The 18,704-nt window shown below is 61.3% G+C and carries 18 protein-coding genes and 5 tRNA genes; 19 read left to right on the forward strand and 4 right to left on the reverse strand.

What is annotated here, in order from left to right:
- Nucleotides 1-83: 83 nt before the first annotated feature.
- Complete coding sequence (locus THIDRDRAFT_RS08495; protein WP_007040426.1) at nt 84-842, forward strand: lysophospholipid acyltransferase family protein; 759 nt, start codon at nt 84-86, stop codon at nt 840-842.
- On the opposite strand, the gene prmC is transcribed toward THIDRDRAFT_RS08495, so the two are convergent.
- Genes prmC through hemA form a run of 3 tightly spaced genes read right to left on the reverse strand, consistent with a single transcriptional unit; the run spans nt 823 to nt 4,036 of the window.
- Nucleotides 823-1,686: a peptide chain release factor N(5)-glutamine methyltransferase gene (gene prmC / locus THIDRDRAFT_RS08500; protein ID WP_007040427.1), complete on the reverse strand. Its 864-nt coding sequence runs from the start codon at nt 1,684-1,686 to the stop codon at nt 823-825. The genes THIDRDRAFT_RS08495 and prmC overlap by 20 nt on opposite strands.
- On the reverse strand, nt 1,686-2,765 hold the full coding sequence (gene prfA / locus THIDRDRAFT_RS08505) for a peptide chain release factor 1 (RefSeq protein ID WP_007040428.1): 1,080 nt from the start codon (nt 2,763-2,765) through the stop codon (nt 1,686-1,688). Before prfA ends, prmC begins: the two co-directional genes overlap by 1 nt.
- On the reverse strand, nt 2,762-4,036 hold the full coding sequence (gene hemA / locus THIDRDRAFT_RS08510; RefSeq protein WP_007040429.1) for a glutamyl-tRNA reductase: 1,275 nt from the start codon (nt 4,034-4,036) through the stop codon (nt 2,762-2,764). The genes prfA and hemA overlap by 4 nt, the downstream gene beginning before the upstream one ends.
- A gap of 408 nt (nt 4,037-4,444) precedes the next feature.
- On the opposite strand from hemA, the gene THIDRDRAFT_RS08515 reads away from it, so the two are divergent.
- From THIDRDRAFT_RS08515 to THIDRDRAFT_RS08545, 7 genes are all read left to right on the forward strand, one after another.
- A complete protein-coding gene (locus THIDRDRAFT_RS08515) occupies nt 4,445-6,223 on the forward strand; it encodes a tetratricopeptide repeat protein (protein ID WP_050984673.1) in 1,779 nt (592 codons plus the stop codon).
- A gap of 13 nt (nt 6,224-6,236) precedes the next feature.
- A complete protein-coding gene (ispE, locus tag THIDRDRAFT_RS08520) occupies nt 6,237-7,130 on the forward strand; it encodes a 4-(cytidine 5'-diphospho)-2-C-methyl-D-erythritol kinase (protein ID WP_007040431.1) in 894 nt (297 codons plus the stop codon).
- A 55-nt stretch (nt 7,131-7,185) separates the two neighbouring features.
- A tRNA-Gln gene (locus THIDRDRAFT_RS08525) sits at nt 7,186-7,260 on the forward strand.
- A 46-nt stretch (nt 7,261-7,306) separates the two neighbouring features.
- Nucleotides 7,307-8,260, forward strand: a complete 954-nt coding sequence (locus THIDRDRAFT_RS08530) for a ribose-phosphate diphosphokinase (protein ID WP_007040432.1) — start codon at nt 7,307-7,309, stop codon at nt 8,258-8,260.
- Between the two features lie 136 nt (nt 8,261-8,396).
- Entirely contained in the window at nt 8,397-9,017 is a 621-nt protein-coding gene (locus tag THIDRDRAFT_RS08535; RefSeq protein ID WP_007040433.1) for a 50S ribosomal protein L25/general stress protein Ctc, read from the forward strand.
- Between the two features lie 105 nt (nt 9,018-9,122).
- On the forward strand, nt 9,123-9,707 hold the full coding sequence (gene pth / locus THIDRDRAFT_RS08540) for an aminoacyl-tRNA hydrolase (protein ID WP_007040434.1): 585 nt from the start codon (nt 9,123-9,125) through the stop codon (nt 9,705-9,707).
- Nucleotides 9,708-10,166: 459 nt separating this feature from the next.
- Nucleotides 10,167-11,648, forward strand: a complete 1,482-nt coding sequence (locus THIDRDRAFT_RS08545) for an OmpP1/FadL family transporter (protein ID WP_007040435.1) — start codon at nt 10,167-10,169, stop codon at nt 11,646-11,648.
- A 71-nt stretch (nt 11,649-11,719) separates the two neighbouring features.
- On the opposite strand, the gene THIDRDRAFT_RS08550 is transcribed toward THIDRDRAFT_RS08545, so the two are convergent.
- Entirely contained in the window at nt 11,720-13,057 is a 1,338-nt protein-coding gene (locus tag THIDRDRAFT_RS08550) for a UDP-glucose dehydrogenase family protein (RefSeq protein WP_007040436.1), read from the reverse strand.
- Between the two features lie 274 nt (nt 13,058-13,331).
- Here THIDRDRAFT_RS08550 and THIDRDRAFT_RS08555 point away from each other — a divergent pair.
- From THIDRDRAFT_RS08555 to rplL, 11 genes are all read left to right on the forward strand, one after another.
- Nucleotides 13,332-13,416, forward strand: a tRNA-Tyr gene (locus THIDRDRAFT_RS08555).
- Nucleotides 13,417-13,515: 99 nt separating this feature from the next.
- Nucleotides 13,516-13,589, forward strand: a tRNA-Gly gene (locus THIDRDRAFT_RS08560).
- A 37-nt stretch (nt 13,590-13,626) separates the two neighbouring features.
- Nucleotides 13,627-13,702: transfer RNA gene (locus THIDRDRAFT_RS08565), tRNA-Thr, on the forward strand.
- A 66-nt stretch (nt 13,703-13,768) separates the two neighbouring features.
- Nucleotides 13,769-14,959, forward strand: coding sequence for an elongation factor Tu (gene tuf / locus THIDRDRAFT_RS08570; RefSeq protein ID WP_007040437.1), 1,191 nt, complete (start codon nt 13,769-13,771; stop codon nt 14,957-14,959).
- A 68-nt stretch (nt 14,960-15,027) separates the two neighbouring features.
- Nucleotides 15,028-15,103, forward strand: a tRNA-Trp gene (locus THIDRDRAFT_RS08575).
- Between the two features lie 34 nt (nt 15,104-15,137).
- A complete protein-coding gene (secE, locus tag THIDRDRAFT_RS08580) occupies nt 15,138-15,515 on the forward strand; it encodes a preprotein translocase subunit SecE (RefSeq protein WP_007040438.1) in 378 nt (125 codons plus the stop codon).
- A gap of 2 nt (nt 15,516-15,517) precedes the next feature.
- On the forward strand, nt 15,518-16,051 hold the full coding sequence (gene nusG / locus THIDRDRAFT_RS08585) for a transcription termination/antitermination protein NusG (protein ID WP_007040439.1): 534 nt from the start codon (nt 15,518-15,520) through the stop codon (nt 16,049-16,051).
- 163 nt (nt 16,052-16,214) lie between these two features.
- Entirely contained in the window at nt 16,215-16,649 is a 435-nt protein-coding gene (rplK, locus tag THIDRDRAFT_RS08590) for a 50S ribosomal protein L11 (protein WP_007040440.1), read from the forward strand.
- Nucleotides 16,649-17,344, forward strand: coding sequence for a 50S ribosomal protein L1 (gene rplA, locus THIDRDRAFT_RS08595; protein ID WP_007040441.1), 696 nt, complete (start codon nt 16,649-16,651; stop codon nt 17,342-17,344). Before rplK ends, rplA begins: the two co-directional genes overlap by 1 nt.
- Nucleotides 17,345-17,620: 276 nt before the next feature.
- Nucleotides 17,621-18,148: a 50S ribosomal protein L10 gene (gene rplJ / locus THIDRDRAFT_RS08600; protein ID WP_007040442.1), complete on the forward strand. Its 528-nt coding sequence runs from the start codon at nt 17,621-17,623 to the stop codon at nt 18,146-18,148.
- A gap of 59 nt (nt 18,149-18,207) precedes the next feature.
- Nucleotides 18,208-18,585, forward strand: a complete 378-nt coding sequence (gene rplL, locus THIDRDRAFT_RS08605; protein WP_007040443.1) for a 50S ribosomal protein L7/L12 — start codon at nt 18,208-18,210, stop codon at nt 18,583-18,585.
- The last annotated feature ends 119 nt before the right edge of the window (nt 18,586-18,704 follow it).

Genomic DNA, 18,704 nt, shown 5'->3' on the forward strand with positions numbered 1-18,704 from the left:
TTGATTGGGTTCTCTCAAGAACCCTGGATCCACCGACGCGAGCGTTGGGCATCATGCAATCCAGATCAACGATCGATGCAGACATGACGGATATCCCTATCGGCCTGGGTATCAGGCTGCGAAGCCTGCTGTTTTTCCTTGTCTACAACCTTCTCGGCATCCTGCACAGCTCGCTGAGCGTGCTGCTGGCGCCGCTCATGGCGTTCGAGCAACGCTACCGATTCGTCAATCTCTGGACGCATGTCTGCATGTGGCTGCTGCGTCACTTGAACGGGGTGCGCATCGAGGTGATTGGTCGCGAGCATGTGCCGCGCGACGAAGCGGTGGTCGTCATGGCCAATCATCAGAGCGAGTGGGAGACCTTCTATCTGCAGTTGATCGTGGCCCCGCAGGCCACGGTGCTGAAGCAGGAATTGCTCAAGGTCCCCTTCTTCGGCTGGGCCTTGGCCCTGCTCAAACCGATCGCGATCGATCGGGGCAAGCCGGTGAACGCCATGAAGACCCTGTTGCGGCTCGGTAAGGCGCGCCTGGACGAGGGGATCAGTGTGGTGATCTATCCCGAGGGGACCCGCCAGCCGTCAGGGTGTCTGGGGCGGTTCAATCCTGGCGGGGCCAGGCTGGCCTGTCATGCAGGAGCGCGGGTGGTTCCGATGATCCACAATGCCGGCGATTGCTGGCCCGCCCGTTCGATGCTGCGCCTCCCCGGAACCATCCGCTTGGTAATCGGCGAGCCGCTGTGCTGCGAGGGTGGGGCAGAGGATCTACTGTCCCGCGTCGAAGCCTGGATGCACCAGAACTCCGGCCTGTTGCGGGCCGATGGATTTAGCGATACCCCAGAGTGATGCGGTCGAGCCGCGCCAGATCTTGGCGTGTCTCGACGCGTGCCAATCCTCGGGCGGTGAAGATGGCGCGCGCGGATTCTCCCTGATCGAAGCCGTGCTCGACGGCGATCAGTCCGCCTGGGCGCAGGCAGCGCGCGGCTTCGGCAGCGATGACGCGGATCGCGTCCAGGCCGTCGCCCTCCGGAGTCAGCGCCTGACGCGGCTCGAAGCGCAGGTCGCCGCGTTCGAGATGCGGATCGGTCCCGGCGATATAGGGCGGGTTGCTGAGGATGGCATCCAGGCTGGCGTCGGCGAAGGCGTTCAGCCAATCGGTCTCGACGAGTTCGATCCGCTGGAGATCGAGGGCGGCGAAGTTCTCCCGAGCTACCCGCAGCGCGGCGTACGAGCGATCGGTGGCGATTAGCTGCCAGTTGGGGCGCTCCAGCGCCAGGGCGGCGGCGATGGCGCCGCTTCCGGTCCCCAGGTCCGCGATGTGCGGCGTGCTCGATGCTTCTAGCAGATCCAGAGTCGTTTCGACCAGCAACTCCGTTTCGGGACGCGGGATGAGCGTGTCTGGCGTGACCCTCAGGTCGAAGCTCCAGAAGGACTGCCAGCCTCGGATGTAAGCGATGGGCTCGCCGTTCAGGCGGCGTTGCAGGAGTTGGGCGAGCACGGCATCCTGCTCGGCGTCCAGGGTGCGTTCGGGCCACGCCAGCAGCTGGGTTCGGGAGCGCCCAGTGGCCTGGGCGAGCAGAATCTCGGCCTCGATTCTCGGGCTGCTTTCGGGAAGGTTTCCGAGTGCCTCGACCGCCATCCGCAAGGCGGTATCGATCCGTTTGGGCTGGTCGGTCGCGGACGGCGGCATCAGCCGTCCATCATCGCGGCGAGCTGCTCGCTCTGATACTCCGTCAAGAGCGGCTCGATCACCTGGTCGAGCTGGCCGGCCATGACCTCGTCGAGTTTGTAGAGTGTGAGGTTGATGCGGTGATCGGTGAGCCGGTTCTGGGGGAAGTTGTAGGTGCGGATGCGCTCTGAGCGGTCTCCGCTGCCGACCTGAAGTTTGCGCGATTCCGATTGTTCCGATGTCTGCGTCTGACGAGCGCCCGAGAGCAGCTTGGCGTGCAGGTGCGACATCGCCTTGGCTCGGTTTTTGTGCTGCGAGCGTTCTTCTTGGCATTCGACCACGATCCCAGAGGGGATGTGGGTGATGCGGATCGCCGAATCGGTCTTGTTGACATGCTGACCGCCGGCACCCGAGGAGCGATAGGTGTCGATGCGCAGGTCGCTGGGATTGATGTCGATGGCATCGATCGATTCGACCTCGGGCAGCACGGCCACCGTGCAGGCAGAGGTGTGGATACGGCCCTGGGATTCGGTCTCGGGGACGCGCTGGACGCGGTGCGCGCCAGGCTCGAACTTGAGTCGCGAATAGACGCTGGTACCCGCGATGCGGATCGCAACCTCCTTGTAGCCGCCGAGTTCGCCTGGGCTCTCTGAGATCTGCTCGGTGCGCCAGCCCTGGATCTCGGCATAGCGCATGTACATGCGCAGCAGATCGCCCGCGAACAGGGCGGCTTCGGCACCGCCGGTTCCGGCGCGGACTTCAAGGAAGATGTTGCGCTGATCGTTGGGATCGGCCGGGATCAGCAGATGATGCAGCTCCGGCTCCAGTGCGTCGCGCCGGGCGTTGGCCGAGGCGATCTCGTCCTTGGCGAGCTCGGCCATTTCGGGATCGGCGAGCATCTCCTCGGCCGTTGCGATGTCGCCCTCTGCGGCCAGGTAACGCTCATAGCAGTTCATGAGCGGTTCGAGCTGGGCGTATTCGCGACTCAGGTCGCGAAAACGATTGGCGTCGGTTTGGGTTTCCGCCTCGGCCAACAGGGCCATGACCTCGCCGAAGCGCTCCGAGATGCGCTCCAGCTTGCCCCGAATCGATGGATTCATGGATTGGCGTTCAGCCGCGACTGATCGAGTTGGAAGAGCTCGTTTGCGGCATCCAGGATTTCCGCGTCGCCGTCACGGGCGGCTTGGCGCAGTCTGGAACTGGGCGCGTGCAGGAGCTTGTTGGTTAGTGTGTGGGCAAGGAAATTGAGCACCTCGGCCGGGGGCTTGCCGGCGTCGAGCTGTCGCTTGGCGCGTGCCAGCACCTCGTCGCGCAATTCCTCGGCGCGCTGACGATAGTCCTGGATCAGGCCGGCGGCGTCGAGCGAACGCAGCCAGGCCATGAACTCGCCGGAATGGAAGGCGATGATCTCTTCCGCCTGGTCGGCAGCGGCTTGGCGCGAGCGCAGGCTTTCGTCGATGACGCCCTGGAGGTCGTCGATGGTGTAGAGATAGACGTCGCTCAGTTCCCCGACCTCGGTCTCGATGTCGCGTGGAACCGCGATGTCGACCATGAAGATCGGGCGGTGCTTGCGCTTCTTGAGCGCGCTCTCGACCGTACCCTTGCCAAGGACGGGCAGAGGGCTCGCGGTGGAGGCGATGACGATGTCGGCGTCCGGAAGATGATTGGCGATCTCGGTGAGCGAAATGGCAAAGCCGTCGAACTGGGCGGCGAGATCGTGCGCGCGCTCGACCGTGCGGTTGGCGACAATGATGCGCCCGACCCCGTTGTGATGGAGGTGGCGTGCGGCCAGCTCGATCGTCTCGCCGGCGCCGATCAGCAGGGCGGTCTGCTGCGAGAGGTCGCTGAAGATCTGGCGCGCCAGGTTGACGGCGGCAAAGGCGACCGAGACCGGGCTGCTGCCGATGGCGGTCTCGGTGCGCACCGTCTTGGCGACCGAGAAGGTGTGCTGGAAGAGTCGGCCCAGCAGCTTGCCGGTGGAGGCGCAGTCGGTCGCCGTTTGGTGGGCGGCCTTGACCTGGCCGAGGATCTGCGGCTCGCCGAGCACCAGTGAGTCCAGTCCGCTCGATACGCGCAGCAGATGCGTCACCGCGTCCTGATCGGCGTAGGCGTAGAGGAAGGGGTCGACCCGCTCGTGCTCGAGTCCGTGGAAGCTGCTCAGCCAGCGGCGGACCTCTTCTTCCGCGCCATCGTGGCCGGCGCAATAGAGTTCGGTGCGGTTGCAGGTGGAAAGGATCACACCTTCGCAGATGGTGTTGCAGCCGGTCAGATCGCGCAGTGCGCCCGCGATGATGTCCGGCCCGAAGGCCAGGCGTTCGCGGATCTCGACCGGGGCTGTCTTATGGTTGAGTCCGAGAGCAAGCAGCTTCATGTTGGTTTTGTGATTATTTCGTTGGTGACGGCCTGGAGTGGCTGTTTCGGCGACATCCACGCACCTTTTGCCCCGCTGGGGTTCGGCGGCGGCGTTCGAGGGAGACCCGCGTGCCATGCTATCCGCGCATCTTCATCAGATGCAAAACGCGGTGATTTTAACAAGCTTTCGGGTGAAATATCTTAACGGCTGCTTTCTGGGCGCGGGCGTTAAATGGCGGCGGCTTGACGTAGCGCATTCACTTTTCGGTTTCTGCGCCCGAGGCCCCTATCATTGGCAGCGGATCTTGCTGGCGCCATTATAGGACGACTGTTGGGGTACGGAACCGCTTGGTTATACTGCGATCCCAATTAGGTAGGTCGAGTTCGCAACGCACCCTCATCACGGATCCATCATCGCATGTCACCCATGTCTTCGTTTTCATCGTCTCCTGGTCTGGCGGTTCTTTGTGCCCTGTTCGTCGTCTCGCCGGCGATGGCGCGGAGCGATTCGCCGGCCACCGCTGGCGGGCCGACGGGCGCGAGTGTCGACTCCGTCGTGTCCGATGTCGATTCGCCCTCGCGGGGCTTGACGCCCGATCAGGTCTACGCGGTTTTGGCCGGCGAATTCGCGGGCCGACGCGGCGATATGGCGACCGCCTTCGTTCATTATTATCAGGCCGCTCAACTGACCCGCTCGCCCCGGATGGCCGAGTTGGCGGTCCGTGCCGCCATCAGTGCCGATGACGAGCAAGCGGCAGGGAAGGGGATCGCGCTCTGGCTGGAACTCGCGCCCGATGCGGTGGCGGCCAATCAGGTTGCGGCCTTCCTGCGCATCAAGGCCAAGGACCGCGAGGGTGCGCTGATTCATTTGTCTCGGCTGGTCGCCTTGAACAAAGACCCCTCAGCCTCGCCATTCTCGCTGGCGGCTGCGATCGTCTCGCGCGTACCTGACCCCGGCGAACGGGTCGGGCTCATGCGGGCGCTGGTCGAGCGTTTTCCCGAGAGTGCCGATGCCCAGCAGGCTCTGGCGATGGTGGCGGCGAGCGCCTCGCATTTCGAGGCGGCGGACAAGGCGTCGCGCCGAGCGATGGCGTTGCGTCCCGAGTGGGATGTTCCGCGCCTCTTCCTGGTGCGCATGAAGTTGTCGCAGGGGCAGAGGGATGAGGCGAGGTCGCTTCTCGAGGACTTTGTCGCTCAGCGTCCGGACGACCAGGCGTTGCGTAAGCTCTATGGCCAGTTCCTGGTCGAGGACCAGGAGTTTGCACGTGCGCGCGATGTCTTCGAGCGTCTATTGAGTGATCGTCCGAATGAGCCCGATGCCCTGTTCGCTGCAGGCGTGTTGTCGCTTCAGCTTGATGATCTGGATGGCGCGCGGACCTATTTCACCCGTCTCCGCGAGACCGGCGAGCGCCAGGACGAGGCCGCCTTCTATCTCGGGCAGACGGAGGAGCGCGCCGACGATCCGCAGGCCGCGCTCGGCTGGTACGCCAAGGTGAGCGGCGCCAACGCTTCCGATGCCAAGGTGCGCATGGCGTTGCTCCTGGCTAAGGACGGGGACGTGGTCAAGGCGCGCGAACTCCTGCAGCGGCTGCGGGATCGGTCTCCCGAGGATGCGGTCTCGCTCTATATGGTCGAGGCGGAGATCCTTGACGAAGTGGGACAGCGCGACGAGGCCATGTCGGTCTATACGTCGGCGATCGAGAGCCGCAGCGATGACCACACTCTGCGCTACGCGCGTGCGCTCTACGCGGTCAAGCTCGGCCGGCTGGCGCTCGCCGAGCGGGATCTGCGGCGCATCATCGCCGAGGATCCCGAGCATGCCGATGCATTGAACGCGCTGGGCTATACCCTGGCCGATCGGACCGATCGCTATCGCGAGGCGCTGGGCTTCATCGAGCGCGCCTACGCGCTCAAGCCGGATGAGCCCGCGATCCTCGATAGTATGGGGTGGGTGAATTTCCGTTTGGGCAACTATGAGGTGGCCCGCGATTTTCTGCGTCGGGCGCTGGACAAGATGGACGATGGCGAGATCGCCGCGCATCTGGGCGAGACCCTCTGGGCCTTGGGGCGTCGCTCCGATGCCTGGGCGGTTTGGGACGCCGCAGCCAAGGAGCACCCTGATCATCAATATCTGCGGGAGGTGATTGGGCGTCACCGTGTCTCCAGGACCGATGTCGAGCCGCCCGCAGCAAACACGAAGCCTTGAAGGAATCCTCTAGATGACTGAACGATCGACTGCCGGTCTCGGCACGCCCTGGCCCGCGCCGGCAAAGCTCAACCTGATGCTGCGGGTCGTTGGCCGGCGCCCGAATGGGTATCACGAGTTGCAAACGGTCTTCCAATTCATCGATCGATGCGATCGTCTCTGGTTCGATGTCCGTGATGACGGGCGGGTTAGGCGTCTGACCAGCGTATCGGGGGTTCCGGAGGCCGAGGATCTGACCGTGCGCGCGGCGCGCGCGCTCCAGGAAGCGACCGGTTGCGGGCTTGGGGTCGATATCCGCTGCGAGAAGATGCTTCCGATGGGCGGGGGGCTCGGTGGCGGAAGTTCCGATGCGGCGACGACCCTGGTCGCCTTGAATCAGTTGTGGGGAACCGAGCTGGACGAGGATGCCTTGTCCGAGATCGCCTTGCCACTTGGGGCTGATGTGCCCGTTTTCGTGCGGGGTCGCGCTGCCTGGGCGGAAGGGGTCGGTGAGCGCCTTTCGCCGGTTGAACTCCCTCAACCCTGGTATCTGGTGTTGGCTCCGCCTTGCTCGGTCTCGACCAGGGATGTTTTTTGTCATCCTGAATTGACAAGGGATTCCGTTTGCATCAAACTAGAGGACTTCTTGAGCGGGAATGCTGTCAACGATTGCCTTCCTGTCGTGCGTCGGGGATACCCTCCGGTTGAGGCTGCGCTCGCGTGGCTCGATCATTGGGGTGGTGGTCGGTTGACTGGAACCGGTGCCTGTGTCTTCGCCGTGTTCGATGACCGCGAGCGGGCATTGGATGTCAGTCGACAGGCACCTGCGCATCTGCAGGCGTTCGTCGCTCGAGGTTTGAATCGATCGCCATTGCTCGATCGGCTCGATCAAGAAGTCGCCAGTTCGTCGCTGGTCGCTGACTCATGAAGCGGCCTGTCTCGTCGGCTGGTACGGACTCCTCTCGTGGGTCCAAATCAAATATTGGGGTGTCGCCAAGTGGTAAGGCACCGGGTTTTGATCCCGGCATTCCCAGGTTCGAATCCTGGCACCCCAGCCAATCATTCCAGACCTCGCCTTATCGTCGAGTCGACAGGAAAGTGCCCGTGCCCGCCAGCCAACTGATGGTTTTCTCCGGGAACTCCAACCCGGGGCTGTCCGCAGAAATTGTCTCTCACCTTAATCTTCCGCTTGGCAAGGCCGTCGTCGGTCAGTTCAGCGATGGCGAGGTGATGGCCGAGATCCAGGACAATGTTCGAGGTCGCGATGTCTTCATCGTGCAGCCGACCTGTGCGCCGACCAACGACAACCTGATGGAGTTGCTGGTCATGGTCGATGCCCTGCGTTGGGCCTCGGCCAAGCGGATCACGGCTGTGGTCCCCTATTTCGGCTATGCCCGGCAAGATCGCCGTCCGCGCTCGGCGCGCGTGCCGATTACGGCGCGACTGGTCGCGAAGATGATCTCTCAGTGCGGCGCGGATCGCGTGCTGACTGTGGATTTGCATGCCGACCAAATTCAGGGCTTCTTCGATATCCCGGTCGACAACGTCTATGCCTCGCCGATTCTGCTGGGCGATGTCTGGCGTCAGGAATACGAAAATCTGATGGTGGTGTCGCCCGATGTGGGTGGCGTGGTGCGCGCTCGCGCACTGGCCAAGCGTCTCGACGATGCCGATCTGGCGATTATCGATAAGCGTCGGCCGCGTGCGAACGAGGCGCAGGTCATGAACATCATTGGCGATGTCAGTGGTCGGACCTGCGTGCTGGTCGACGATTTGGTCGATACGGCCGGTACACTGTGCCGTGCGGCCGAGGCGCTCAAGGCGCACGGCGCTCGCAGGGTCGTCGCCTATTGCACCCATCCGGTGTTGTCCGGACCGGCGGTGGACAATATCTCGGCCTCCGAACTCGACGAGCTGGTCGTCACCAATACCATTCCGCTGCGTCCTGCGGCGGCAGCGTGCGGAAAGATTCGTCAGTTGAGCATCGGCGAATTGTTAGCTGAGACGATGCGTCGAATTTCGAACGAAGAGTCCGTCAGTTCACTGTTTGTGGATTGAGATTGCGCGCGGACTGACGTTTCGCGCGGATAGAGCAGCCGAGGCTGTTGCGGGTCGTCGCTGACGCTCGCGTTATAGCGCCGGGTCCTGGTCGCGGGATCCGGCGCCTTTCGTTTCATTCAAGTGGAGAACGCCAATGAGCGTGAATTTCGACGTTATCGCGCAACCTCGTGAGACGGCAGGGAAGGGTGCGAGCCGCCGCCTGCGTCGCACGGGTCAGGTGCCGGTCATTCTGTACGGGGCCCATCAGGAGCCCGAGATGCTTTCCGTTGCACACAACGAACTGCTGAAGCATCTTGATAACGAGGCGTTCTACTCGCACGTCCTGGATCTTAAGGTTGGCGACAAGGCCACCAAGGTCGTGCTCAAGGACATGCAGCGCCATCCTTCGAAGCCCTTCATTCTGCATGTGGACTTCATGCGCGTTTCTCAGGACGAGAAGCTGAAGATGGTCGTGCCCTTGCACTTCCTGAATGAAGAGACTTGCGCGGGTGCCAAGGCGGGCGGCCTAGTCTCGCACAACATTACTGAGGTCGAGATCGTCTGTCTGCCGAAGGATCTGCCTGAGTACATCACCCTCGATCTGGCCGAGCTCGAGATCGGTGCCGTCGTCCATCTGTCTGAACTCGTGATGCCGGAAGGTGTTGCGCTGTCGCACGCCCCTGAGTCGGATGAGCCGGTGGTCGCCATCCATGGCCCGCGTGGCGGTGACGAAGGGGAGGAAGGCGAAGCGGAAGGTGAGGAAAGCCCTGCCTGATCCGTGTCTTGGCGGTCTTTTTGATCGCGGATCGAAACGGCGTCTTGCGAGGTTGCCGTTTCGGTCTTCTCCCGAGTCTTTAATCGATCTATTGGTTCAGAAGCGATGGCAGATGTAGGGATTCGGCTCATTGTGGGTCTTGGTAATCCTGGGGCTCAGTATGAGGCGACGCGCCATAATGTGGGCTTCTGGTTCGTGGACGCCCTGGCCGAGGGTTTTCGCGAATCCTTTCGGACCGAGTCCAAATTTCACGGCGATCTCTGTCGGGTCACGCTAGCGGGTTCGGATGTCCGTCTGCTCAAGCCGATGACCTATATGAATCGCAGCGGCCAGTCCATTGCGGCTGTCGCGCGCTATTTCGATATCCTTCCCGAGCAGATTCTCGTCGCCCACGACGAGCTGGATCTTCCTGTTGGTGCGCTGCGTCTCAAGCAGGGAGGCGGGCACGCCGGCCACAACGGTCTGCGCGATACCATCTCCGCGCTCGGAACTCGTGACTTCTGGCGTTTGCGGATCGGCATCGCGCACCCTGGCGACCGAACGCTCGTGACCGGCTATGTGTTGGGTCATCCGTCGCGTGAAGATGCCGCGAGCATTCGGGATGTCCTGATCGATGCCGATCGCCGCCTTCCAGACCTCGTCGACGGCAAGTTCCAACTCGCCATGAACGCGCTGCATTCGCAGCGTTAGCGTTCGTTTTCCGTTCCCGGGCAACAGTCGGTTCGGCTTTGCCTATTTGGTGTCGCCGGGCTTCTTCGGGGCTGTTCGCTTGGCCCTTGTTCCTGGCCGCTGATTCCTCCTCGCGACCCCTCGCGCTTCGTTTCCCCTCCCTCTCTCTTTTTTATTGTTGCTTGCGGTTGTGTTTCTGCTCGGTCGGGGACGTTGCGACCCCTAACTATATAAGTATCAAATAAAGCTCGAATATTTTGATGTTTTGATCGCTTTGACAAGATGTCTTGGTGCATCGAACATCAGCTGATAGATGGCGTTGCGTGTTCGTGTGTTCGGTCGTTGCGACCGGAAAGGATGCGTCTCGTTGATGCTGTCTTGCGCGATCCGGCCTCTTGAGGTCCGGTCGTGAGTTGATCGGCTAAAAACATAATTCGAGCGCTCGAACGGGGTCGCTCATATCCGAGGGGGCAGTGTTGTATGAAATCAAGAGTTAAGGGTGCGCTGGCTGTGGCCGTCACCGTTGTGGTCGGGTTGCCGACTACGGTGTCGGCGACGAACGGGTACTTCTCGCACGGCTGGGGCGTGAAGTCGAAAGCGATGGCTGGAGTGGCGACGGCGTTGCCCCTGGACACGCTGGTTTCGGCGACCAATCCGGCCGGTATGGCCTTCATTGGTGACAGCTTCGACGTTGGTGTGGCCTTTTTCAGTCCCTCGCCCCGAGGATACGAAGCGAATTCGGACTATGCGACGCAGCAGGTTCAGACCCCAGGTGGATCGATCACTATGCCGGCGGGGAGTTTCGTGACTCCAGGCGACTACGAGAGCAGTGGCGATTGGTTCCTGATCCCCAGCTTCGGCTACAACCACCGGCTCGATGAACGGAGCTCGATCGGCGTGAGTGTGTTCGGCAATGGCGGGATGAACACCAAGTACAAGCAGCGTGCGCCGTTTGAGAATTTCGCGGCCTATCCGAACCAACGTATCGGCGCCTATCCTGATGGGAGCATGGGGCCGCTCTATGATTTCTCGTCGGGGCGCCCGGTGCCTGTTACGGATCCGATCGAGGGGACCGTCAATGGCAATCCGAACGGTGTCTATTCGGCCACGACCCCGACCGGGATCAATCTCGAGCAGCTGTTCATTGAGGTTCCCTATTCCTACAGGCTGAGCGATGGCAAGCAATCGATCGGCATCGCGCCGGTTTTTGCCATCCAGCGCTTCGAGGCAACGGGGTTGGAGCCCTTCAAGCAATTGTCCGTCAGGCCGGACAAGGTCACCAACAATGGCGTCGACTGGAGCTACGGGGTTGGTCTGCATCTCGGCTGGTACGGCGAGATCAATGACCGGCTTGCGCTCGGCGCTTCTTATCGAACGACCGTGTGGATGTCCAAGTTCGACGACTATGCGGGTCTGTTCGCCGATGGCGGTTCCTTCGACATCCCGGCGATGTTCAATTTCGGTCTGGCCTTCAAGGCTCGGCCGAATCTCACCCTGGCATTCGACTATCAGCACATCTTCTATGACGAGAGTCACTCGATCGCCAACTCGAACGATGTCGACGTTTCTGGCTGTCAAGGTGGGGCGCCCAAGCCTTCCTATTGTCTTGGAGCCAACTCCGGTGTTGGGTTTGGCTGGGAAAGCATGGATGTGTTCAAGCTGGGTGTGAAATACGACCCGAACGACCGCCTCAGTTTAATGGCCGGGGTCAGCTACAACACGGATTTTCTTCGGTCCGATCGTCAGGGGCTGTTCAACATCCTGGCGCCGGCGACCGTACGCTGGCATTTGACCGCCGGTGCTGCCTATCGCGTGAACGATCGGGATGAGTTCTCCTTCTCGGTCGCCTACATGCCGAAGGAAACCTTCGACGGCAGTAGTCCGGCGCTGACTCAGACCCAGACCGGCAGTCTCTATATGGAGCAGTTGGAGCTGGGAGTGGGGTGGTCGCATCGCTTCTGACTGAATCGCCAGGCGACGGTTGATCCGTCGTCTGGCGACGCGACCGGGCTGCTGCTCCGGTCGTGGCCGGCTCAGGAGGGGGTTCGGGGGCGCCTGCCAATGGAAACATAGGTCAATCCGGCAGCGTTGGCCTGGAGTCCATCCACGGCGTTGCGACCGTCGAAGATGACCGGGTGTTTCAGGTTGGCCTTCAATGCAGGGAAATTTGGGCTTCGGAATTGAGCCCATTCGGTCACGATCACCAGTCCATCGGCGCCCTCTGTGGCCGATATGGCGTCCTCTGTCAGGGTCAGGTCAGGGCGCTCCCCATAGATGCGGTTGGTCTCTTCCGAGGCGACGGGATCGAAGGCGCGGACCTTGGCGCCGGCTTTCCAGAGCGACTCCATGAGGACGCGACTCGATGCCTCGCGCATGTCATCTGTGTTGGGCTTGAAGGACAGGCCCCAGATGGCGAAGGTTCGACCTGCGAGGTCGCCGTCGAAATGGGCCTTGATCTTATCGAACAGGATTTCCTTCTGGCGGAAATTGACCGCCTCGACGGCGTGCAGCAGTTGAGCGTCGTACCCCAGGCTTTGGGCGGTCTGCTCCAAGGCGCGGACGTCTTTGGGGAAGCAGGAGCCGCCGTAGCCGCAGCCGGGATAGATGAACTGGTAGCCGATGCGTGGGTCCGAGCCGATTCCGACGCGGACACTCTCGATGTCGGCTCCGACGGTTTCGGCGATGTTCGACAGCTCGTTCATGAAGCTGATCTTGGTCGCCAGCATGGCGTTGGCCGCGTATTTGGTCAGCTCGGCGGACTTGATGTCCATCAGCATGAGGCGGTCATGGCTGCGGTTGAAGGGTGCGTATAGCGCCCGCAGCAGTTCGGCGGTCCGGGGGTTGTCCGTGCCGACGATGATGCGGTCGGGGCGCATGAAATCGTCGATTGCTGCGCCTTCTTTGAGAAATTCCGGGTTGGAGACGACATCAAACTCGACGTCCGCGCCGCGTGCGGCCAGTGTTTCGCGCACGACTGCGGAAACCTTGTCGGCGGTTCCGACGGGGACGGTCGATTTGTCCACCAGGATGCGGTAGGAATCCATATGCTCGGCGATGCTCTTGGCGACGGCGAGCACATATTGCAGGTCGGCCGAGCCATCCTCGTCCGGCGGGGTCCCGACGGCGATGAATTGGAAGAGCCCATGCTTGACGCCAGCCTCTGCGTCGGTCGAGAAGGTCAGTCTGCCGGCCTCCCGGTTGCTCTTGATCAGCTCTTCGAGGCCGGGTTCGTAGATGGGCACGCCGCCGCTGTTGAGTAGGTCGATCTTCTTGGGGTCGATGTCGATACAGAGTACATTGTTGCCGACCTCGGCCAGGCAAACTCCAGTGACGAGGCCAACATAGCCGCTGCCAAAAATCGTGACATCCATCGGGTTCGATTCTCCTGGTGCGGAGCTGTGATTGATTCGAGTCGTGGATGTTAACAGCTCATCATGACATGATGACGGTTCTGCGCTGCCTGTCGGTGGCGTGTTTGGCGCCCGGTGTGTGGTGTCACCGACGGATGATTGAGGTGGCGTTCTCCCGTTCGTTTGGGGCGCCTGTCTGGCCTGCTCATTGCGGCCGGTCGGACGGTTGAAAAAAATTGGTGCGATTTTTCTGTTGACGAAACGCTGAAGGGTCATTAGACTGCGCAGCTCGTTTGGAGGGGTTCCCGAGCGGTCAAAGGGATCAGACTGTAAATCTGACGGCTCAGCCTTCGGAGGTTCGAATCCTCCCCCCTCCACCAAGTTAGAAGGCCAAGCGTCGGCCCTGTGGTGCGTTGTTGACGATGCCGTTGCGAGGTTTTGATCGCCTGCGATCGTTGAGTTTGCGGTTGGCGTGCCTTGCGGGTGTAGTTCAATGGTAGAACCTCAGCCTTCCAAGCTGATGGTGTGGGTTCGATTCCCATCACCCGCTCCATGTTTGCGTGTTAGACGTTGAAGTGGTTTGTAGTTTTGCCCATGTAGCTCAGTTGGTAGAGCACACCCTTGGTAAGGGTGAGGTCACCGGTTCGACTCCGGTCATGGGCTCCATTATCTGAGGACCCTGGCGTACTCTGGGGTGCGACTTGTCGATTTGAAACATGCGGGGAGCCGTTCATGTCCAAAGAAAAATTCCAGCGTAGCAAGCCCCACGTCAACGTCGGCACCATCGGCCACGTCGACCACGGGAAGACCACGCTCACGGCAGCGATCACTACGCACCAGGCGCGTAAGTTCGGTGGTGAAGCGCGGGGCTACGGTCAGATCGACAATGCTCCGGAAGAGCGCGAGCGCGGCATTACCATCGCGACCGCTCACGTCGAGTACGAGACCGAGAACCGTCACTATGCGCACGTCGACTGCCCCGGGCACGCCGACTACGTGAAGAACATGATCACGGGTGCGGCGCAGATGGACGGCGCGATCCTGGTGTGCTCGGCGGCCGATGGCCCCATGCCTCAGACCCGCGAGCATATCCTGCTCTCGCGTCAGGTTGGTGTGCCTTACATCGTCGTGTACCTGAACAAGGCCGACATGGTCGACGATGCCGAGCTCCTGGAGCTGGTCGAGATGGAAGTGCGCGAGCTGCTCTCCAGCTACGACTTCCCCGGTGACGACACCCCGATTGTCACCGGTTCCGCCAAGTTGGCGCTTGAGGGCGATACCTCCGACATCGGTGGTCCCTCGATCGACAAGCTGATGGAAGCGCTCGACAGCTACATCCCCGAGCCCGAGCGTGCCGTCGACGGCGCCTTCCTGATGCCGATCGAAGACGTATTCTCGATCTCCGGTCGCGGCACCGTGGTGACCGGGCGTGTCGAGCGCGGGATCATCAAGGTTGGCGAGGAAGTGTCCATCGTTGGCATCAAGGACACCGTCAAGACCATTTGTACCGGTGTCGAGATGTTCCGCAAGCTGCTCGACCAAGGTCAGGCTGGCGACAACATCGGTGCGTTGCTGCGTGGCACCAAGCGTGAGGATGTCGAGCGTGGTCAGGTGTTGGCCAAGCCCGGTTCCATCACGCCGCACACCCACTTCGAGGCTGAGGTGTACGTGCTGAGCAAGGAAGAGGGCGGACGTCACACCCCCTTCTTCAACGGCTATCGTCCGCAGTTCTACTTCCGGACGACCGACGTCACCGGCGCTTGCGATCTGCCCGAAGGGGTCGAGATGGTTATGCCTGGCGATAACGTCAAGATGACGGTCAAGCTGATCGCGCCGATCGCGATGGAAGAAGGCTTGCGCTTTGCGGTACGTGAAGGTGGTCGTACCGTCGGTGCCGGCGTCGTTTCCAAGATCATCGAATGATCTTGTGTTTTACCGGCGCGTGATTCGGGTTGTTCTCGGAAAACGCGCCGTGAGTTGATATCGATTTTAGGCCAGTAGCTCAATTGGCAGAGCAGCGGTCTCCAAAACCGCAGGTTGGGGGTTCGAGTCCCTCCTGGCCTGCCATTTAACCCATCGCTTAAGCGGCAGGCGATTTTTCATGAATTCACGTGCAGAGGCCCGTGGCGCCAGCTTGGATTCGATCAAGCTGGCCGTCGCCGCATTTCTGTTGGTAATTGGCATCTTTGCTTTTTACTACTTTTCGAGTGTGTCGACCCTCTTGCGTGTCGTCGGTCTGCTGGCAGTCAGTGGGGCGGCGATCGCTGTCGCCTTCCGGACCGAGCGTGGTCATATCCTTTGGCAATTCGTCTCTGACGCGCGGATGGAAGTTCGCAAGGTCGTATGGCCAACGCGTCAGGAAACGCTGCAGACGACGCTCGTTGTCGTCGTTATGGTGCTGATTCTCGGCATCGTTCTGTGGCTGTTCGATATGGTCTTGATGACGATTCTGCGATTCCTGACCGGCCAAGGGGGCTGAAGATGTCGATGCGTTGGTACGTCATCCATGCCTACTCGGGCTTTGAGGGGCAGGTCAAGCGTTCGCTAGAGGATCGCATCAAACGGGCTGGGCTTGACGATCAGTTCGGCATGATTCTCGTCCCGACCGAAGAGGTCGTCGAGATGCGTGGCGGTCAGCAGCGCAAGAGCGAACGCAAGTTCTTCCCCGGTTACGTCCTGATCAACATGGAAATGACCGACGAGACTTGGCATTTGGTCAAGAGCGTCCCCAAGGTCATGGGCTTTATTGGCGGAACCGGTGATCGTCCGGCTCCCGTGCCCGATTCTCAAGCTCAGGTGATTCTTCAGCGTCTGGAAGAGGGTGGCGAGAAGCCCCGTCCAAAGGTGCTCTACGAACCTGGCGAGGTGGTGCGCGTAGTCGATGGTCCCTTCACCGATTTCAATGGTGTCGTCGAGGATGTCGATTACGACAAGAGTCGGGTCAAGGTCTCCGTGCTGATCTTCGGGCGTTCGACACCGGTTGATCTCGAATTCTCCCAGGTCGAGAAAGGCTAATCGGCGGAGGTGCCCGCTCGGGTGCCCTCCAAACCAGGATCCTTAAATGAAGCGTGACCGAGCCTGGTTTCCGGTTCGGTCTTCATATCCTGTCCCCGTCGTGGGGCACTTCCGGGGAGCCAGGGCTTCCGTCTCTGGCGATCGCACCCATTGGAGACATATCGTGGCAAAGAAAATCAATGCCTACATCAAGCTGCAGGTCAAGGCGGGCGAGGCCAATCCTAGCCCTCCGGTCGGCCCCGCGCTTGGTCAGCATGGCGTGAACATCATGGAGTTCTGCAAGGCGTTTAACGCGCGCACGCAGGACATGGAAAAGGGGCTGCCGACGCCGGTCGTCATCACCGTCTATTCCGATCGCAGCTTCACCTTCATTACCAAGACCCCGCCTGCTTCGGTTCTGCTGAAGAAGACGTTGGGCATCCAGAAGGGCAGCTCGAATCCGAACACCAGTAAGGTCGGTACCGTGACTCGCGAGCAACTCGAGCAGGTCGCGACCATCAAGATGCCGGATTTGAGCGCGGCCGATATGGACGCCGCTGTCCGTACCATCGCGGGCAGTGCTCGGGCGATGGGTCTCAATGTCGAGGGGGTGAACTAATGGCTGGTCTGTCCAAGCGTGTTCGTGCGATCCGCGAACGGGTCGAGCCGGGCAAGGCATACCCCGCCGAGGAGGCGTTCGCGCTTCTGAAGGAGTTGTCTCAGGTCAAGTTCGCCGAAAGCGTCGACGTTGCGGTCAATCTGGGTGTCGATCCGCGTAAGTCCGATCAGGTCGTGCGTGGTTCCACCGTGCTGCCCCACGGCATTGGCAAGACCGTTCGGGTCGCCGTGTTCGCTCAGGGCGCCGGTGCCGAGGCAGCGAAAGAAGCTGGCGCGGATCGTGTCGGTTTCGAAGATCTGGCCGAAGAGATGAAGGCCGGTCAGCTTGATTATGATGTCGTCATCGCCTCGCCTGATGCGATGCGTGTCGTCGGTCAGCTGGGTAAGGTGCTGGGTCCTCGCGGTCTCATGCCTAACCCCAAGGTCGGCACCGTGTCGCCGGATGTCGCCGAGGCCGTGCGCAATGCCAAGGCCGGTCAGGTTCGTTATCGGACCGACAAGGGCGGCATCATCCACTGCCCGCTCGGCAAGGTCGACTTCGAGCCGGAGAAGCTGCGTGAGAATCTGGAGGCGTTGCTGGGCAGCCTGATGAAGGCGAAGCCTACCTCGGCGAAGGGTGTTTATATGCAGCGGGTGACCGTTTCCAGCACCATGGGTCCTGGTTTGACGGTCGATCATTCCGGCCTGAGCATGTGATTTTACGATCCCGGTGCCTGTGTGCCGGGACGTTCTAGGTTTCTTTGAGGTCTCGGCAACCGCCGGAGGCCGTCAAAGACCGCAGGTGTCTCGTTGACCGATCGGAGTGACGTCGATGGGACTTAATGCATCCGCCGCCTGCGCAGACGGTGCTCCCGAGTCAGGTTGTATTGCTGATGAAGGCGCACATTTCAGGCGTGCCATGGAATCGCGGGATGCGGTTCGCGGGAGCGCCGCCCGACCTCGGTCGGGTTATCTAGTTCAGAGGTGACGACAGTGGCGCTAAATTTTGCGCAAAAAGAAGCAATCGTCGCCGAAGTCGCGGAAGTCGCTAAAAGCGCCTATTCGGCCATCGGTGCCGAATACCGGGGCTTGACCGTCGAGCAATTGACCAAGCTGCGCGTGGAAGCACGCAAGTCTGGCGTCTATGTTCGTGTGGTTAAGAATACCCTGGCGCGGCGCGCGCTGGAAGACACAGATTTCGCCTGCATGCGAGATGGGCTGACCGGCCCGATGATTCTCGCCTTCTCGCAGGAAGATCCTGGTGCCGCAGCACGCGTTGTCGAGGCATTTGCGAAGGAGCACGGCAAATTCCAGGTGCGCTTGGTCGCCCTGGGCGGCAAGCTGCTTGATCCATCGGATATTGGCGCTCTCGCCAAGATGCCGACCTACGATCAGGCTGTCAGCATGCTGATGTCGGTCATGAAGGCTCCAGTGCAGAAGCTCGCAGCGACCATCAACGAGGTGCCGGGCAAGCTGGTCCGCACCATTGCCGCGATTCGCGATGCCAAAGAGGCCGCCTGATCGGCGTCCTCAATTCATCAGCAATCCGATTACCCCGATTTAGACTTTAGGAGAAACCCATGGCCGTTTCGAAAGAAGATATTCTCGAAGCGATTGGCAACATGACCGTGCTTGAGGTCGTCGATCTCATCAGCGCGATGGAAGAGAAGTTCGGCGTGACCGCCGCTGCCGCCGTCGCCGTCGCCGCTCCTGGCGCGGGTGCGGATGCCGCTCCTGCTGAAGAGCAGACCGAGTTCGACGTCATTCTGACCTCCTTCGGCGCAAACAAGGTTGGCGTCATCAAGGCTGTTCGCGGTCTCACCGGTCTCGGCCTGAAGGAAGCGAAGGACGCCGTCGAAGGCGCCCCGACCACCCTGAAGGAAGGCATCTCCAAGGCCGAAGCCGAAGCGGCCAAGAAGGAGCTCGAAGAGGCTGGCGCCAGCGTCGAAATCAAGTAACGGCGCATTGCGTCGCTACGTCTTCGACGAAGCGTTCGGGCTGGCGGCGACAAGCCGCCGGCCTTTTCCCGTTGGGTCGAGACAGTCCGACGGCGTACCCTGTTTTGGGGACGTCGCCG

The sequence above is a fragment of the Thiorhodococcus drewsii AZ1 genome (assembly GCF_000224065.1).
GTDB lineage: Bacteria > Pseudomonadota > Gammaproteobacteria > Chromatiales > Chromatiaceae > Imhoffiella > Imhoffiella drewsii.

Coding starts and splice junctions, on each gene's coding strand:
- THIDRDRAFT_RS08495 (WP_007040426.1), top strand. CDS start 84: ATGACGGATATCCCTATCGGCCTGGGTATCAGGCTGCGAAGCCTGCTG.
- prmC (WP_007040427.1), bottom strand. CDS start 1,686: ATGCCGCCGTCCGCGACCGACCAGCCCAAACGGATCGATACCGCCTTG.
- prfA (WP_007040428.1), bottom strand. CDS start 2,765: ATGAATCCATCGATTCGGGGCAAGCTGGAGCGCATCTCGGAGCGCTTC.
- hemA (WP_007040429.1), bottom strand. CDS start 4,036: ATGAAGCTGCTTGCTCTCGGACTCAACCATAAGACAGCCCCGGTCGAG.
- THIDRDRAFT_RS08515 (WP_050984673.1), top strand. CDS start 4,445: ATGTCTTCGTTTTCATCGTCTCCTGGTCTGGCGGTTCTTTGTGCCCTG.
- ispE (WP_007040431.1), top strand. CDS start 6,237: ATGACTGAACGATCGACTGCCGGTCTCGGCACGCCCTGGCCCGCGCCG.
- THIDRDRAFT_RS08535 (WP_007040433.1), top strand. CDS start 8,397: ATGAGCGTGAATTTCGACGTTATCGCGCAACCTCGTGAGACGGCAGGG.
- pth (WP_007040434.1), top strand. CDS start 9,123: ATGGCAGATGTAGGGATTCGGCTCATTGTGGGTCTTGGTAATCCTGGG.
- THIDRDRAFT_RS08545 (WP_007040435.1), top strand. CDS start 10,167: ATGAAATCAAGAGTTAAGGGTGCGCTGGCTGTGGCCGTCACCGTTGTG.
- THIDRDRAFT_RS08550 (WP_007040436.1), bottom strand. CDS start 13,057: ATGGATGTCACGATTTTTGGCAGCGGCTATGTTGGCCTCGTCACTGGA.
- tuf (WP_007040437.1), top strand. CDS start 13,769: ATGTCCAAAGAAAAATTCCAGCGTAGCAAGCCCCACGTCAACGTCGGC.
- secE (WP_007040438.1), top strand. CDS start 15,138: ATGAATTCACGTGCAGAGGCCCGTGGCGCCAGCTTGGATTCGATCAAG.
- nusG (WP_007040439.1), top strand. CDS start 15,518: ATGTCGATGCGTTGGTACGTCATCCATGCCTACTCGGGCTTTGAGGGG.
- rplA (WP_007040441.1), top strand. CDS start 16,649: ATGGCTGGTCTGTCCAAGCGTGTTCGTGCGATCCGCGAACGGGTCGAG.
- rplL (WP_007040443.1), top strand. CDS start 18,208: ATGGCCGTTTCGAAAGAAGATATTCTCGAAGCGATTGGCAACATGACC.